The sequence below is a fragment of the Cognatiyoonia sediminum genome (assembly GCF_900129845.1).
Classification (GTDB): Bacteria; Pseudomonadota; Alphaproteobacteria; order Rhodobacterales; family Rhodobacteraceae; genus Cognatiyoonia; species Cognatiyoonia sediminum.
On the sequence record NZ_FQXB01000001.1, the window covers coordinates 1,101,340 to 1,117,413 of the forward strand.

The 16,074-nt window shown below is 55.1% G+C and carries 16 protein-coding genes; 9 read left to right on the forward strand and 7 right to left on the reverse strand.

Annotated features, from left to right (window positions below; all coding sequences use genetic code 11):
• The first annotated feature begins 23 nt into the window (after positions 1–23).
• Positions 24–1,286 (forward strand): phosphoribosylamine--glycine ligase, encoded by a 1,263-nt coding sequence (gene purD / locus BUA85_RS05500; protein ID WP_072899838.1) that lies wholly within the window; start codon positions 24–26, stop codon positions 1,284–1,286.
• 114 nt (positions 1,287–1,400) lie between these two features.
• On the opposite strand, the gene BUA85_RS05505 is transcribed toward purD, so the two are convergent.
• From BUA85_RS05505 to BUA85_RS05525, 5 genes are all read right to left on the reverse strand, one after another.
• Complete coding sequence (locus BUA85_RS05505) at positions 1,401–1,907, reverse strand: CarD family transcriptional regulator (protein ID WP_072899839.1); 507 nt, start codon at positions 1,905–1,907, stop codon at positions 1,401–1,403.
• Positions 1,908–2,118: 211 nt separating this feature from the next.
• Positions 2,119–2,454 (reverse strand): ferredoxin FdxA, encoded by a 336-nt coding sequence (gene fdxA / locus BUA85_RS05510; RefSeq protein WP_072899840.1) that lies wholly within the window; start codon positions 2,452–2,454, stop codon positions 2,119–2,121.
• Between the two features lie 68 nt (positions 2,455–2,522).
• On the reverse strand, positions 2,523–2,891 hold the full coding sequence (locus tag BUA85_RS05515) for an RNA-binding S4 domain-containing protein (RefSeq protein WP_072899841.1): 369 nt from the start codon (positions 2,889–2,891) through the stop codon (positions 2,523–2,525).
• Entirely contained in the window at positions 2,888–5,560 is a 2,673-nt protein-coding gene (locus BUA85_RS05520; RefSeq protein ID WP_072899842.1) for a helicase-related protein, read from the reverse strand. The genes BUA85_RS05515 and BUA85_RS05520 overlap by 4 nt, the downstream gene beginning before the upstream one ends.
• A 30-nt stretch (positions 5,561–5,590) precedes the next feature.
• Entirely contained in the window at positions 5,591–6,151 is a 561-nt protein-coding gene (locus BUA85_RS05525) for a tetratricopeptide repeat protein (protein ID WP_072899843.1), read from the reverse strand.
• 74 nt (positions 6,152–6,225) lie between these two features.
• Here BUA85_RS05525 and BUA85_RS05530 point away from each other — a divergent pair, with 74 nt between their 5' ends.
• The 8 genes from BUA85_RS05530 to BUA85_RS05565 all read left to right on the forward strand — a co-directional run bounded on the left by BUA85_RS05530 (position 6,226) and on the right by BUA85_RS05565 (position 14,798).
• Positions 6,226–6,516 (forward strand): SCP2 sterol-binding domain-containing protein, encoded by a 291-nt coding sequence (locus tag BUA85_RS05530; protein ID WP_072899844.1) that lies wholly within the window; start codon positions 6,226–6,228, stop codon positions 6,514–6,516.
• A 2-nt stretch (positions 6,517–6,518) separates the two neighbouring features.
• Positions 6,519–7,454, forward strand: a complete 936-nt coding sequence (locus BUA85_RS05535; protein ID WP_072899845.1) for an alpha/beta hydrolase — start codon at positions 6,519–6,521, stop codon at positions 7,452–7,454.
• Positions 7,455–7,492: 38 nt separating this feature from the next.
• Positions 7,493–8,494, forward strand: coding sequence for a ligase-associated DNA damage response exonuclease (locus tag BUA85_RS05540; RefSeq protein WP_072899846.1), 1,002 nt, complete (start codon positions 7,493–7,495; stop codon positions 8,492–8,494).
• Entirely contained in the window at positions 8,491–10,080 is a 1,590-nt protein-coding gene (locus BUA85_RS05545) for an ATP-dependent DNA ligase (protein WP_072899847.1), read from the forward strand. Before BUA85_RS05540 ends, BUA85_RS05545 begins: the two co-directional genes overlap by 4 nt.
• Positions 10,073–10,945 (forward strand): amidohydrolase family protein, encoded by an 873-nt coding sequence (locus BUA85_RS05550; RefSeq protein WP_072899848.1) that lies wholly within the window; start codon positions 10,073–10,075, stop codon positions 10,943–10,945. The genes BUA85_RS05545 and BUA85_RS05550 overlap by 8 nt, the downstream gene beginning before the upstream one ends.
• Before the next feature lie 67 nt (positions 10,946–11,012).
• Positions 11,013–12,830: a M3 family oligoendopeptidase gene (locus BUA85_RS05555; RefSeq protein ID WP_072899849.1), complete on the forward strand. Its 1,818-nt coding sequence runs from the start codon at positions 11,013–11,015 to the stop codon at positions 12,828–12,830.
• 89 nt (positions 12,831–12,919) lie between these two features.
• Positions 12,920–13,552: a CDGSH iron-sulfur domain-containing protein gene (locus BUA85_RS05560; protein WP_072899850.1), complete on the forward strand. Its 633-nt coding sequence runs from the start codon at positions 12,920–12,922 to the stop codon at positions 13,550–13,552.
• A gap of 70 nt (positions 13,553–13,622) precedes the next feature.
• Entirely contained in the window at positions 13,623–14,798 is a 1,176-nt protein-coding gene (locus tag BUA85_RS05565; RefSeq protein ID WP_072899851.1) for a dipeptidase, read from the forward strand.
• Here BUA85_RS05565 and BUA85_RS05570 read toward each other — a convergent pair.
• On the reverse strand, positions 14,795–15,079 hold the full coding sequence (locus BUA85_RS05570) for a DUF4389 domain-containing protein (RefSeq protein ID WP_072899852.1): 285 nt from the start codon (positions 15,077–15,079) through the stop codon (positions 14,795–14,797). The genes BUA85_RS05565 and BUA85_RS05570 overlap by 4 nt on opposite strands.
• A gap of 12 nt (positions 15,080–15,091) precedes the next feature.
• Positions 15,092–16,072 carry a Gfo/Idh/MocA family protein gene (locus BUA85_RS05575; protein WP_072899853.1) on the reverse strand — a complete coding sequence of 327 codons (981 nt, stop codon included), beginning with the start codon at positions 16,070–16,072 and terminating at the stop codon, positions 15,092–15,094.
• Positions 16,073–16,074 lie beyond the last annotated feature (2 nt).

Sequence of the window (16,074 nt, forward strand, 5' to 3'; positions counted from 1 at the left end):
CAAAGGCCAAGCGGGGGACAGGCATGAATATCCTGATTTTAGGCAGCGGCGGGCGCGAACATGCGCTGGCTTGGGCGGTCAAGCAGAACCCGAAATGTGACAAACTTATCGTTGCGCCTGGGAATGCGGGCATTGCCGCGCTTGCCGAATGTTCGAGCGTTGACATTTTGAACGGCGATGCAGTCGCCGAATTTGCCGCCGCCAATAGCATCGATTTTGTCATCGTCGGCCCCGAGGCCCCCCTCGCCGCCGGCGTAGCGGACCGTTTGCGAGACGCTGGCATCTCGGTCTTTGGCCCCTCAAAAGAGGCCGCTAAGCTGGAAGCCTCCAAAGCCTTCACCAAAGAGATTTGCGATGCAGCCAACGCCCCAACAGCCGCCTACGCCCGCTTCACTGACGCTGCTGCGGCGAAAGCCTACATCCAAGCCCAAGGCGCCCCGATCGTTGTAAAGGCGGATGGCCTCGCCGCGGGCAAAGGCGTGATCGTTGCAATGACTGACGAAGAAGCCCTCGCCGCCATTGATGATATGTTCGACGGAAACTTCGGTGAGGCTGGCGCAGAAGTTGTAATCGAAGAATTCATGGACGGCGAAGAAGCTTCCTTTTTCTGCCTCGTCGATGGCACCACAATCCTCCCCATCGGCACCGCGCAGGACCATAAGCGTGTGGGAGACGGCGATACAGGCCCCAACACTGGCGGGATGGGCGCTTACTCCCCCGCGCCAGTGATGACCGCTGACGTCACACAAAAGACCATCGATGAAATTGTCCGCCCCACCATGCAGGTGATGGCAGATCGCGTCACTCCATTCCAAGGCGTGCTCTTTGTCGGGCTGATGATCAAAGACGGCCAACCCCGCCTTGTGGAATATAACGTGCGGTTTGGCGATCCCGAATGCCAATGCCTGATGATGCGACTCGGCGCTCAAGTGCTCGATCTCATGCAAGCCTGCGCCGAAGGTCGGCTGGTCGACGTGAGTGCGAATTGGGCAGATGATCACGCGCTGACCGTGGTTCTCGCCGCAAACGGCTACCCCGGAGGTTATGAAAAAGGCAGCGTCATCAAAGGGCTAGAGACCTTGCCAGAAGACAGTCAAAACGCTGTATACCATGCCGGAACGACCAAATTAGACGGTCAGATCACCGCGACAGGTGGCCGCGTCCTCGCCGTAACTGCACGCGGTGCGACCCTCAAAGACGCCCACGCCCGCGCTTATGCTATGGTTGACGAAATCGACTGGCCCGAAGGCTTTTGCCGCCGCGACATCGGCTGGCGCGCCCTCTAATTCTTTTGAGCAAAAATACCTTCGCCGAAGGCACCGCTGACCCGAATGGGTCAGCCATAATGACGCAAAAGCCGCGCTCAAAGGGCGCGGCTTTTTCATTTCGACAAAGGAAGCTTAGGCAGCGCGACTGACCAACACGTCTGTGATCTCAGCTTGCGCCGCGCCTTCGTCATTACCGGCCACAGCCGCAATTTCACGCGTCAAACGCTCCAATGCCGCTTCATAAAGCTGACGCTCTGAATAAGACTGCTCGCGCTGGTCATCTTGACGGTGCAAATCACGCACAACTTCTGCGATCGCAATCAAATCACCGGAATTGATCTTCTGCTCATATTCCTGCGCCCGACGCGACCACATTGCTTTCTTAACCTTTGCCTTGCCGCGCAGCGTTTTCATCGCATTGCTGACGACATCCGGCGTCGCCAAGGCACGCATCCCAACATCAGACACCTTATTGGTCGGCACCCGCAGGGTCATTTTGTCCTTTTCAAAGGCAATCACGAACAGCTCAAGCGCAAAGCCCGCAACTTCTTCTTCCTCAATAGCCACAACTTTGCCAACGCCGTGGGCTGGGTAGACCACAAAATCGTTCGGCTTAAATTCGTGTTTCTTCTTAGCCATGTTATCCCTTCCATGGATTTAACTCACGCCACGCGACAAAAAAACCGGCGGTGACTCGCGTCTCCGTCAGTTTAGAGGTGTCTCGGCAATGGGTCAGAGTAGTGACGTCATTGATTAGGAGTATATCACAAAAAAGGGGCTACTAAAAGCGCGCCCCTCATTCTAAACTAAATATCTTGTTTTCATAGGCTTAGGCCGAGAGAGTCGCGAATCAGCCACCTTCGCCAGCCGCTTTGGAGAAGAGCTCCATCTTGCCCTCTTTGCCGTCCATCTCATCCGCATTCGGCATCGGATCTTTCTTCGTGATGATCACTGGCCAAAGCTCGGAATACTTGCGGTTAAACTCAACCCACTTCTCCATATCCGGCTCGGTATCCGGGCGGATCGCGTCCGCAGGGCATTCAGGCTCACACACGCCACAGTCGATACATTCGTCAGGATGGATCACCAACATATTCTCCCCCTCGTAGAAGCAATCCACGGGGCAGACTTCAACACAATCGGTGTATTTGCAGGCGATACAGTTGTCGTTGACGATGTAAGTCATAGCGGGTCTTTCGGTTTCAGTACTGGAGTGGGTTAGGACAAGTCTTTGTCACGTTCAAGCAAGAATGATCATGGATCACGGAACTGAGACGTCATGTCCCTCCGATCTTTCTTTGTTGGTCTGCCTTTCCCATCAAATCGCGGGTTTTTAGGACGGATCACCTTCTCTGGTGATATATCTTCATAAAGCGCCTGTGCCTCTGGCGCCGGTCCGCGCCTTTCGCCACAAGCAAGGATACGAACGATCCGCACATCTTGTTCTTTGGTAAAGGTCAAAACGTCATCTGGCCCCACGGACCTGCTGGGTTTGCTAACAGGCGTTCCGTTGACCCGCACCTTGCCGGACGAGACAGCACCAGCAGCAAGGCTGCGCGACTTGAAGAACCGCGCGTGCCACAGCCATTTATCTAACCGGATGGTGTCGCGAGGGTCGCTCAATCTGTTTTGAAGCCAGCCAAAGCGGCCGCAAACGGGTTGTCAGGATCAACCTTCTTTTCGCCTTTGGGTTTTGAAGAAAAGCTTTGCGGTTTGTTCGATTTCGGGCCTTTTCCCTTTGGCTTGCCTTTGCCGCGTGGGCGGTCATTCTGAGGACGTTGCTGGCGCTGCGCCCGTCCACCCCAAGTGAAGGTATAGAACACTTCTACTTCCGGCTCAGCAGGTTCAATGGATGCTTCGTCGGCTTTTGCTTCATCTCCGACTGGCGCCGTGTCCGCAGCGGGCGTTGGGGTCGTCTTCACTTTAGCGCGCTCGCCCTTCTCAGCCTTATAGCCAAGACCCTGCATCAGATCAGCGAATTGCTCTAGCGTCATCCCAGTGATCGAAAGCATATCCGCCGTCGCTTCAAATCCGCCGCGTGTATCCTGATCGCGCAGCATATCGGCCAAACGCTCCAACATATCAATACGGATGGCCCGTTCGCCTGCTGCACGATAGCCAGCCATTGCGTAGTATCCAGGTTGAGCGCCCTTTTCGGCCGGCACGGTTACAAGACCAGGGGGCGGGCTTTCTGGGAATTCCTGCAAGTTCTTTGCTAGCGACCACAGCACCAAACGCAAACGTGTCGGCGCTGGCTTCAGCAAAAGCGGCATAAAGATCGTAAATTGTCCAAAGCGAATCCCATGCTTGCGGAGTGTTCCGCGTGCATCTTGGTCCAAGGCTTTGACGTCGTCCGCGATCTCTCCGCGTGGGATGATGCCGAACCCTTCAACCATGCGGAATGCGAAGCCTTTGGCCAAACCTTCGAGCGTCTCGTCGTTTTTCAAACCCAGCAACGGCTCAAATCCAGCCGCAATCTTGCGATCGATGAAGTGCTGCAAACGGCGCTGAACCTTGGTGGCGACGTCATCGCCGGCTTCTTCATCTACGAAAACCTCGACGGAGGGCTTCAATGGCTCGGATCCTGACACCAGCTTTCCAACAGCATTCTCGCCCCACATCAGGCCACCCTGTTCGGTGAAGTCGATTTCCGTATCTGGAGCATTGTAAAATTTGTCGGCCATCAAATGCCAATGAGGCATCAACGCCTGAACCGAAGCCTGACGCAAAGTTTTTGCCTCATCCGGGCTGCCCGCTTTGTCCATACGGAACCGGAACCCATCGAGTTTACCCACGAATTCACCTTCTACGGTGACTTCACCATTTTCATTCACGTCAGCCAAAAGGCTCTCCTTCTGTTTGAGCCGCCGGAGCAAAACAGATGTCCGCCGGTCCACAAATCTTTGCGTCAATGCGCCATGCAACGCATCTGACAAACGATCTTCTACAGCGCGCGTTGCCTCCCGCCAATGGGAAACATCACGCAACCAGTCTTGGCGCTGCGCCACATACGTCCATGTGCGGATATACGCCAACCGCTTGGAAAGCGTATCAATATCGCCTTCGGTGCGGTCAATGCGTGCGACCTTTAGGGCAAACCAATTTGGGTCGATGTGACCATCTTGATGCAAATCAGTGAAGATTTTGCCCAAAAGCGTCGCATGTTCGACCGGACTAATCCCTCGGAAGTCCGGAATGCGGCAGACCTCCCAAAGTAATCTCACCGACGGGCCATCGCCTGCCCGTGCGACGATCAATTCATCCTGAGCTAAAGCCTTGAGAGCCGCCAGGTCATCGCTTTCACGAACGCGGGTCAGCCATTCATCTTGCGTATGCTGTTCTAGCGTTTGCACCAAGCGTTTGACCGATCCGAATTGAAGATCGCTGTTGCGCCATTGCAGTTTCTTCACGGGTCGGAAACGATGCTGAACAATGGCTTGTGCGACCTCGTCGTCCAAGGGCGGCGCTTCGCCTGTGACACCAAAGGTTCCGTTTTCTGTATGGCGCCCTGCTCGGCCTGCAATTTGGCCCAGTTCTTCGGGAAAGAGATGCCGCATCTTGCGCCCGTCGAATTTGGTGAGTCCTGAAAAGGCGACATGTTTGATGTCGAGGTTCAACCCCATCCCGATGGCGTCGGTCGCGACGAGGTAATCCACGTCGCCGTTCTGATACATCTCAACCTGAGCGTTGCGGGTCCGTGGACTAAGCGCCCCCATCACAACCGCTGCACCGCCCTTTTGACGACGCAGCAATTCCGCGATGGCATATACATTTTCAACCGAGAACCCGACAATTGCGCTTCTGGGCGGCATACGACTTATCTTTTTCGAACCTGAATAGGTCAGTTCCGAAAATCGTTCCTTCTTGATGAACTCCACATTGGGCACCATCGCAGCGATCGCTCCGCGCATGGTTTCAGCCCCCAGAAAGACGGTCTCTTTCACTCCTCGTGCATTCAACAGACGGTCGGTGAAGACATGGCCTCGCTCGGCATCTGAACAGAGCTGAATCTCATCGACGGCCAGAAAATCACATCCCATGCCCTCAGGCATCGCTTCTACGGTGCACACCCAATAGGCTGCGCGCGGTGGAACAATCCGCTCCTCCCCCGTGACCAAAGCAACGACGCTCGGCCCTCGTTTCGCGACAATCCGATCGTAGACCTCTCGCGCCAATAACCGCAAAGGCAAGCCGATCACACCGGTACGGTGGTTCAGCATCCGCTCGATTGCAAAATGCGTTTTGCCGGTGTTTGTCGGCCCCAAAACAGCCGTGACGCGGGTGGTGCTCATCTGTCAAACCCTGTCAAGGAGGCCCGTAGCTTAAAGCGACTGACCCCGAAGCTGTTCTTCAAGACGCGTTTTTGCGTCCAATGCCATCTGATTCAATGGATAGATTTCCAGAATCAACTCATGAACTTTTAGCGCATCCTCGGGGCGTTCCAACCCCTCCATGATGCTGGCCAGTCCAAACATGGCCTCATAGTGACGCGGCATCAGAACCAAAGTCTGGCGAAGGTCGTCAATCGCAGGCCCCATCAGTCCGTCTGCGAAATAGGCGGAGGCCCGACCGTGATACCCTTCCGCGAACTCCGGCGCATGATCGATCAAAGCGGAAAAATGTTCAGCCGCCTCAAGCGCATTACCCTCTTCCAAGGCCTCCGTGCCCCGTCGCAACAGTAAATCCATCGCGGCGGAGCCGGATTTTTGCCATTCCAGCCGAATCTCATTTGAGATCCGTTCGTGACTGGTTTCGTCCGCGTCCTTAAGTTCCAAGAACAACGCATCTAGATCAGCCGTTTGGGCAACGGCGGATGACGAAACGGCTTGCAAAATCACAAATGCCGCAACGGCACATTTGAAGGGTGGAATTCGAGTGGCCATAACGTGAATGTAGCGTTATTGGCGCAAGGTGCCAGAGCAAGACGCATCACAGAATGTAAAAAGGACACGAACTTATGAGCGACGTGATCACCGCGGCTGTAGAAGCCCTGAACGAAAAAATGGCCGGCGCAGGATTCGACGGCACTGCAAAGTTCGACATCGAAGGCGAAGGTAGCATCCTCATCGACGAAAATGGCGCGACTGCGTCTGACGCCGATGCAGACGTTACGTTGACCGCTTCAGCAGAAACATTCCAAGCGATTTTGGAAGGCGAACAGAACCCAACAGCCGCATTCATGACTGGTCAGCTAAAAGTTGACGGCGACATGGGCATGGCAATGAAACTGTCCGGCGTACTCGGCTAACCATGAACGCTGCACCGTATTTTGAGGATGTCGCAGACGGCCCAGAAGGCGGTGCGGCTTATTGGCTGACATGCGAAGACGGCGTGCGAATGCGCGTCGTTCACTGGCCCGCCAAGGATGCCAAAGGCACGATCCTTATGTTCTGTGGCCGCACCGAATATGCCGAGAAATACGGGCTTCCCGCGCGTGAGTATGTCAAAGCGGGTTATAATATGGTCACCGTTGATTGGCGCGGCCAGGGATTAGCGGATCGCCTAGCCGATGATCGCGGCCTAGGGCATGTGGGTAAATTCCAAGACTATCAGCTTGATGTCGATGCTGTCGTCGCATTCGTTCGCGCTGAGGGGCTAGCACAACCCCTCTTCTTGATCGGTCATTCTATGGGGGGCTGCATCGGCCTTCGCGCCCTTCACAACCATCTTCCGGTGAATGCCGCTGCATTCTCCGCACCGATGTGGGGCGTTGCCATTGCGCAGCCCTTGCGCGCTGGTGCTTGGGTGCTCGGAACGGTCGGTCCTTATATCGGCCTTGGCAAAATGGTCTCCCCCGGCCGAGATACGACCAACTATGTCGAGGTGCAGGAATTTGATGGCAACGAACTGACCTGCGACCCAGAAGTTTTCAAATACATGCGTGGCCAGCTCGCTGCTCATCCTGATCTTGGTTTGGGCGGACCATCGATAAACTGGATCGGCGAAGCGCTCTATGAAATGCGCGCCCTGCACAACATGCCGAGCCCGAACTGTCCCTGCTACACTGGACTAGGAACGGCTGAAACGATTGTCAGCCCAGAGCGTATCCACAGCCGCATGGAGCGCTGGAAGGGTGGAGAGTTGGATGAGTTTGACGGCGCTAAGCACGAGATCATGATCGAAGTCCCTTCGGTTCGGGATACGTTCTACGCCAAATCAATCGCCCTTTTCGACGCGAATATTTAAGCTGTAGTCTCCGCGTTCCAAAGCGCTACCATCAGGGCATGAGTGACGTCCTGACTTTCACCGATCGCGGCATCTATTGCGCGGCGGGCGATTTCTACATTGACCCGTGGAAGTCCGTTGATCGGGCACTCATCACCCATGGTCATGCCGACCACGCGCGTCCGGGGATGAAGGCCTATCTGGCGACGCCAACAGCGAAGCCCGTGATGCAATATCGGCTTGGATCTGACGCGAGGATCGAGACACAACTCTATGGCATAGAACAGAAAATTGGTAGCGCTTCCGTCTCGTTTCACCCCGCGGGACATGTGCCCGGATCGGCGCAGATCAAAGTTGTCGTGGACGGGGAAGCGTGGGTTGTCTCTGGCGACTACAAGACCGTCGATGACGGCCTCTCCGAACCGTTTGAGCCTGTCAAGTGCCATGCCTTCATCAGCGAATGCACCTTCGGGTTGCCTGTTTTCAATTGGACACCGCAAGACGTCCTTGCCGATCAGATCAACACATGGTGGCAAGCCAACCATTCCGAAGGGCGCTTTTCTCTGCTTGGCGCATACGCTCTTGGCAAAGCGCAACGCCTGCTCAGCACCGTTGATGCCAGTATTGGCCCGATCCTGACTCATGGCGCCATCGAGAACACAAATGAAGTGTTGCGCGCTCAAGGGATCGCATTGCCGGACACAATCCGCGTCACGCCAGAATTGAACATAAAGGACTATCCCAGAGCATTGGTCCTCGCCACGCCTGGCGCTTTGGCACAAAGCTGGGCACAGAAATTTAATCCATCCTCTTCAGCGTTTGCCTCGGGATGGATGGCATTGCGCGGAGTGCGACGCAGGCGGTCTGCCGATCAGGGTTTTATCGTCTCGGATCACGCAGACTGGCGTGGGTTGAACGAAGCGATTGCTGCAACCGAAGCTGAGAAAATCTTTGTAACGCACGGATATACCTCTCAATTTCGGCGCTGGTTAGAAGATCAAGGCTACGATGCGCATATCGTTGCGACAGACTATACTGGCGATGAGGACAGCGGCGAATGAAGGATTTTGCCGAGCTTTTCCGACACGTCGACCAAACGACAAAGACAAATGCAAAGGTCGCGGCGCTGGCGGAGTATTTCGCGACTGCGACCGAAGACGACAAACTCTGGACCATTGCTTTATTCACCGGCCGTCGTCCGAAGCGCACCGTGACCTCGTCAAAGCTTCGCGAATGGGCCGCAGACGCAGCAGGTATTCCGCTATGGTTGTTTGAAGATAGCTATTCCGTCGTGGGTGATCTGGCTGAGACGATTTCACTTGTCTTGCCCGAAGCGAAGGGAGTTGAAGATCACAGCCTTACCTATTGGATTTCTAGGACAAAATCTTTCCCAAAACTAGAAGAAGATGACAGAAAAACAGCCGTTCTTTCCGCTTGGACACAGCTTCCCAACTATCAGCGGTTCTTGTTCAACAAACTCCTCACCGGCGGGTTTCGTGTTGGTGTCAGCGCCAAACTCGTGACACGCGCTTTGTCGCAAACCACGGGCCAAGATGCCGCCGTCTTGACCCACAAGCTTATGGGGCAATGGACACCGGACACGACAACTTGGCAGGCGCTCATTGAAGACGATGACCCGCAATCGGATTTGTCAAAACCCTATCCGTTCTATCTTGCACATGCTTTGGATAACTTAGATCAACTCAGCGATCCAACTGGTTGGAATGCTGAAAGAAAATGGGATGGAATTCGCGGCCAATTGATTGTCCGACAAGGGGAACATTACATCTGGTCTCGTGGCGAAGACCTGATGACAGATCGGTTCCCTGAATTGGCGCAGCTCAAAGATTTTGTGCCCGATGGCACGGTGATCGACGGCGAAATCCTAGCTTTCCGCGATGGTGCACCGCTGAGCTTCAATGCGCTGCAAAAGCGCATTGGTCGTAAGACGGTCCCCAAAAAACTTCTGGCCGAGGCTCCAGTGGTTTTGATGGCTTATGACCTTCTTGAAGATCAGGGCCGAGACATTCGTGAAGTCACTTTTGCTGAGCGACGCAACCGACTGGAAAAAATAATTAAATCTGCGCCGGATCACTTGCCTCTCCACCTCTCGTCCTCGGTTCCATTCGACAGTTGGGACCATCTCGCCAAGGAACGAGATCGGTCGCGTGACCTGAACGCCGAAGGGTTGATGCTCAAACGCCTAGACAGCCCTTACCTCTCGGGCCGCAAACGCGGCGATTGGTGGAAGTGGAAGATCGATCCGCTGACAATTGACGCTGTGATGATCTACGCCCAGGCCGGCCATGGTCGCCGCGCGAACCTTTTTACCGACTACACGTTCGCTGTTTGGAACGGCAATGAATTGACCCCGTTCACCAAAGCCTACTCCGGCCTGACCGACGCCGAATTTCGGGAGATCACCAGTTGGGTGCGCAAAAACACATTGCAACGCTTTGGCCCTGTTCGTCAGGTTCCGCCGCACCACGTGTTTGAAATCGCGTTTGAAGGCATTCAAGCGTCACCACGGCATAAATCTGGGGTTGCGTTGCGCTTCCCCCGTATGCTCCGGTGGCGCAAAGACAAACCCGTGGCCGAGGCGAATACCTTAGCCGACTTGAAAGAGATGTTAGAGCCCTATGGCTAAACCCATCGCGCCCCTTCCGCCCGCCGCACAAGACGTGGCGACCAAAGCACCGCAAGACGCCTGCGACACGCATGTTCATCTTTTGGGCGCACCGAAAGAATTCCCACTGTTTGATGGTCGCACCGAAGATCCAGCGCAGAGCTTTGCCGCCTACCTCGCGGGCTACCGCGCCCACCTCGATGCCTTAGGGATCACAAGAGGCGTGGTCGTCCAATCCATCTTCTATGGCATAGACAACAGTGTAACCGTCGAAGCGGTCCGTCAGATGGGCGACGGGTTCAAAGGTATCGGTCTGCTGCCTGATGGCGCGCCCGAGGCCGCTTTTGACCAATTCGCGGATTGGAACCTCTCCGGCGTCCGCCTGAACTATGTCCATGGTGGCGTTTTGACCTGGGACGGCGCGAAAGCGATGGCGCCAATCCTTAACGACCGTGGCATGCACATCCAAATGTTGATGCATGCGGATCAGCACATGGAAGAGCTGGCCGAAGACGTTGCCGCCTGCCCTGTTCCGGTGGTTTTTGACCACATCGGCTGGCCGACGGACATCGCTGGCGGATCACAAACCGCCGGTTTCCAAAACCTCTGCCGCGTGCTGGCCGATGGCGACGCCTACATCAAGCTTTCGGGCCTCTACCGCCTGTCCAACGCGCCCTATGACGCAACAGACGCTTTCGTCGCCGCCTTGGTCGAAGCCAACCCCGAACGATGCCTATGGGGCTCAGATTGGCCGCATATCATGTTGAATGGCGCAGAGATGCCGAAAGGTTCAGACCTCTGGGACGCATTTCATCGCGCTGTCACCGATGAAGACACACGCCACCGCATCCTCGTCGATAACCCAGCTGCTCTCTACAAGTTTTGAACAGTTGGGTTTTACCCGGGCTGCCGCACCCCTATGTTGCACTCAAGAGATTTGAAAAGGATACCCCATGCGCTTCCCCTCCCCAGTATTCGACGCAAACGCCAACGGTGGCGGTGACTTCGGTGATTTGCCGGAATGGGATCTGACGGATCTGTATCCGGCTGAGGACAGCAAAGAGCTGACCAGCGATCTCGAATGGCTTGAAAAGGAATGCGCCAGCTTTGCCGCGGACTATGAAGGTAAGTTGGCGGGACTTGACGCTGCGGGCATGCTGAAAGCTGTGCAACGCAACGAAAAGATCAGCGAGATTGCCGGTCGTATTATGTCCTTTGCCGGACTTCGCTATTACCAGATCACGACCGATGCGGAACGTGCGCAGTTCATGGCGAATATGCAGGACAAGATCACGAATTTCACAACGCCGCTTGTGTTCTATTCGCTAGAATTCAACCGCCTCGATGATGACGCTTTGGCGGGAATGCTTGCAGAAAACGCTGATCTTGCTCGATACAAACCGGTTTTCGACCGGATGCGTGCGATGAAGCCATATCAGCTTTCCGATGAGCTAGAAAAATTCCTCCACGACCAATCCACCGTTGGGGCCGCTGCTTGGAACCGTTTGTTCGATGAAACAATGGCGGGCCTCGAGTTCACTGTTGATGGTGAAACACTCAACCTCGAAGCGACGTTGAACCTGCTGACTGAGAAAGACCGCAACAAGCGCGAAGCTGCGATCCACGCCCTCGCGGCAGTCTTTCAAGAAAACATCAAAATCTTCGCCCGCGTTCACAACACGCTCGCCAAAGAGAAGGAGATCGAGGACCGCTGGCGCAACCTCCCGACCCCGCAAACCGGTCGCCATCTGTCGAACCATGTGGAAGCGGAAGTTGTTGAGGCCCTTCGTAACTCCGTTGTCGCCGCCTACCCGCGTCTTAGCCATCGGTATTACAAGCTGAAAGCCAAATGGCTGGGATTGGATCGGATGCAAGTCTGGGACCGCAATGCGCCGCTGCCTTTGGAAGACGATAAGCTGGTCGATTGGGATGAAGCGACCAAAACCGTGCTCGACGCTTATGGTGACTTCGATCCGAAAATGGCCGACCTCGCGAAACCGTTCTTTACCGAAGGTTGGATCGACGCGCCTGTGAAACCGGGCAAAGCCCCCGGTGCCTTTGCGCACCCCACCGTAACAACGGTGCATCCCTATGTGATGTTGAACTACCTCGGAAAACCACGTGATGTCATGACCTTAGCACATGAACTTGGTCACGGCGTTCATCAGGTTCTTGCGGCTGAACAAGGCGAGTTTCTATCCTCAACGCCTTTGACTTTGGCCGAAACGGCCTCTGTATTTGGCGAAATGCTGACCTTCCGCAAAATGCTGGACGGGGCGAAAACCAAAGACGAACGCAAGGTGCTTTTGGCGAACAAAGTCGAGGATATGATCAACACGGTGATCCGCCAGATCGCGTTCTACGACTTTGAATGCAAACTTCACGCGGCTCGAGCCGAAGGAGAGCTGACACCAGACGACATTAACGCACTCTGGATGTCCGTTCAGGCCGAAAGCCTAGGAGAGATTTTCGATTTCGCAGACGGATACGAGACCTTCTGGGCCTATATCCCGCACTTCGTCCACTCGCCCTTCTACGTCTACGCTTATGCGTTTGGCGACGGCCTCGTGAACGCACTCTACGCGGTCTACGAGGAGGGCGATCCAGACTTCCACGAGAAATACTTTGATATGCTCAAAGCGGGCGGCTCCAAGCACCACAAGGAACTGCTTGCCCCCTTCGGCTTAGATGCCAGCGATCCTGCGTTCTGGGATAAGGGATTGAGCATGATCGAAGGGTTCATCGACGAACTTGAGGCGATGGAAGACTAAGCACAGCCTCTGTGCAAGAACAGTGCTAGCCGGACGCATCCGTCTCGGCTACCCTTGTCGCATCAGCCAATCCGATGGGAGGATCAGCCATGCGACGCAAGGAATATGTGGGCAAAGACATCACTGTGACATTCGATATGTCCAAATGCATCCATGCCCGAAATTGCTTTTTAAAACTTCCTGAAGCTTTTGATCCTGCCCAACGACCTTGGGTCCAGCCCGACAACGCCCCCGCGGAGGAGATCGCATCGATGATCCGTTCCTGCCCGTCAGGTGCCTTGGCCTTCCGATACAACACAGGCGCAGAAGAGGCCCCGCCGAAGATCAACCGTATCGCCGTACTGGAAAACGGCCCTCTGGCCGTTGCAGGTGACATGGACGTCGAGGGCGAAGACATGACCCGCGCTACCCTGTGCCGATGCGGGCTTTCCAAGAACAAACCTTTTTGCGACTACAGCCATATGGAGGCTGGATTCACCGCATCCGGCGAACCAGTCGCGAAAGTTCCAGAAAACATTGACGAGCAAGGCGGGCCAATCGCGGCCAGTCGCATTCCGGATGGTCCGCTGAAAGTTGCAGGGAACGTAGAGCTCACGACAGGAACCGGCCACAAAATCGTTAAGGGCAAAAACGTATTCCTTTGCCGGTGCGGCGCGTCCCAGAACAAACCCTTCTGCGACGGCAGCCACAAAGGCATCGCGTTCAAAGATCCCGTGGAGTAATCTGCCGCAACGTCATCCTTCGCAAGCCAAGCGCCTCCAACTAGCCTAACGGCGTGAGAGGGAGGAACTCATGCGAACATTCGGAAAATGGCTTGGCCGGTTCTTCTTGCTAATTGTCATTGCGGTTGGTGCGTTCTTAATCTTTGCACCGGGTTACGTTGAACGAGGACGGAACGCGGTGGCGGAACATGATCCTTATGTGATCTCCGATGCCGCTGAAACTTTGCACGCAGACCTCCTTATAGGCGACTGGCACGCCGACCCCACGCTTTGGAAGCGCGATCTATCGAAACGCGCCGATCGTGGGCACACGGACATCCCCCGCTTGATCGAAGGCAACGTGGCTGTACAGGTCTTCACGGCCGTCACAAAAAGCCCTGCAGGCCAAAACAATGAACAGAACTCAGCTGAGGCCTTCGACAACATCACGCCATTGGCGATTGGCCAGCTATGGCCGCCCCGAACATGGGGCAGCCTCGCAGAGCGAGCCTTATATCAAGGCGAGAAATTGGAAGAGCTTGTTGAAGATGCTGACGGTCGATTCAGGCTAATCCGAAATCGCGCGGATTTGGACCGCTTGCTTACAGATCGTGAAGCAGGATCAGAATTGGTTGGTGGCATCTTTGGGATTGAAGGCGGCCACGCACTTGAGGGCGATATGTCAAATTTGGACCGCCTCGAAGATCAAGGCTTGCGTCTAGTCGGCTTGCACCACTTCTTTGATAACGAATTGGGTGGGTCCCTTCACGGGATCAGCAACGCTGGCTTGACGGATTTTGGACGAGAGGTGGTGAACGAAGTAGTCGCAAGAGGGATGATTCTAGATGTCGCGCACTCAAGCCCTCAAGTCGTGAAAGAGGTCATCGAGATGACTGATATCCCTCTCGTACTCAGCCACGGCGGAATCTTTTCCCACTGTAGCACTGCGCGAAACTTGCCCGACGACCTGATGCAAGACCTGGCAGCCACTGGTGGTGTCATCGGAATCGGATTTTGGGATTCAGCGTCTTGCGCCATCTCACCGGATGGGGTCGCCGCGTCGATCAAAGCTGCGGTAGACCTGCTTGGCGAAGATCATGTCTCCTTGGGTTCAGATTTCGATGGGTCCGTTCAAACAGGCTTTGATGCCTCTAAACTCGCAGCCGTAACTGATGCCCTGCTCCGCGCCGGATTGACCGAAGCGCAAATCCGCAAAATCATGGGTGAGAATATGATCCGAGTGTTGCGTGCTCGCTTGGCGAATTAATCGAGCTGCGTGAACGGCCAAGGCTTCACTTCGCTGGCACCTGTCTGATACCGCGCGGCTTTCGCCATCCACATGCCCATGGTCGTACCAAACTCTGCTAATTGCTCATTCGGCTCCCGCTGGTTGACCAACATGATGACAAACTGAGCGACGGTGATCAGGCCAAGCAAGGTATGCGCCATGCTTAAAAGCACCGCGACAATGATCATCGTCACCAATCTGATGAACATATTGTCGTAGTCCGACTCCGGCGCATCGTTGGGTGTTTGATCGTCTTGCATTGCGTCCTCCGTCTAGCCTGCCGGGTGCGGCCCGTGAGCTTCAAAAATCATATCCAACATGTTTTGCGTTCCCCGACTAAATTCAAGGGGACAGGGGTATTCAGCGCCGGACTGTGCCGTCTTGGCAAAATTCTCAACCTGCAAGACGTATTGATTTACGCTTGGCCACCGCTCCTGAATGCGAGACCCGACTGCGGTTTCGAGGATCAGTTCTGAAACATCGTAGACATTGGCATTGAACGGACAGCTGAGCTTTAACCATCCCTGATCGCCGTGGAAGACAACCTCTTGCCTATTGTGCAGCCGCATCGAAACCATGCTCGACATACTGAAGCTTGGAAATTCAGCGGCAAATTGGGCATAGACATCAACGCTGTTCTCTTTCTCCATGCGAGACAATGTAATTTCATTCGGATCTTCACCACTAACAAGACGAGCCGCGGAACAGGTGTAGACGCCAATGTCGTACAGCCCACCACCGCCTTTTGCCGGATCATGGCGGATATTGGTCGTGTCACCTGCGTTGTTGTAGCTGAACACAGCGTCCACATGGCGCAGTTTCCCAATTGCGCCAGATTGAACCAGTTCTTGCGCACGTGTGAATTGCGGGTGATGCGCGATCATCAAAGCCTCTGCTGCGTGCTTTCCGGACCTGTCCCGTGCGTTAATCAACGCATCAAACTGGTCAGCTTGCAATGCAATTGGCTTTTCGCACAACACGTGCTTCCCTGCCTCTAGCGCCTTGATCGTCCAAGGCACATGCAAGTGGTTCGGGAGCGGTATGTAGACCGCATCAATATCGGGCGAGTCTAGGAGCGCGTCATAGTCGCTGAAAACCTCCAAACCCGTTGCAAAGGCTTCAAATGGCTCGGCCTTGCTCGCAGTCGAGGTTGCAAGCCCGACAAGACTGTTCCCATTCGCCGCATGGATTGCCGGCCCCATATGTTGCCGTGCAAATTTCCCCGCTCCAAGAATTCCCCAACGAAAGGCCATTC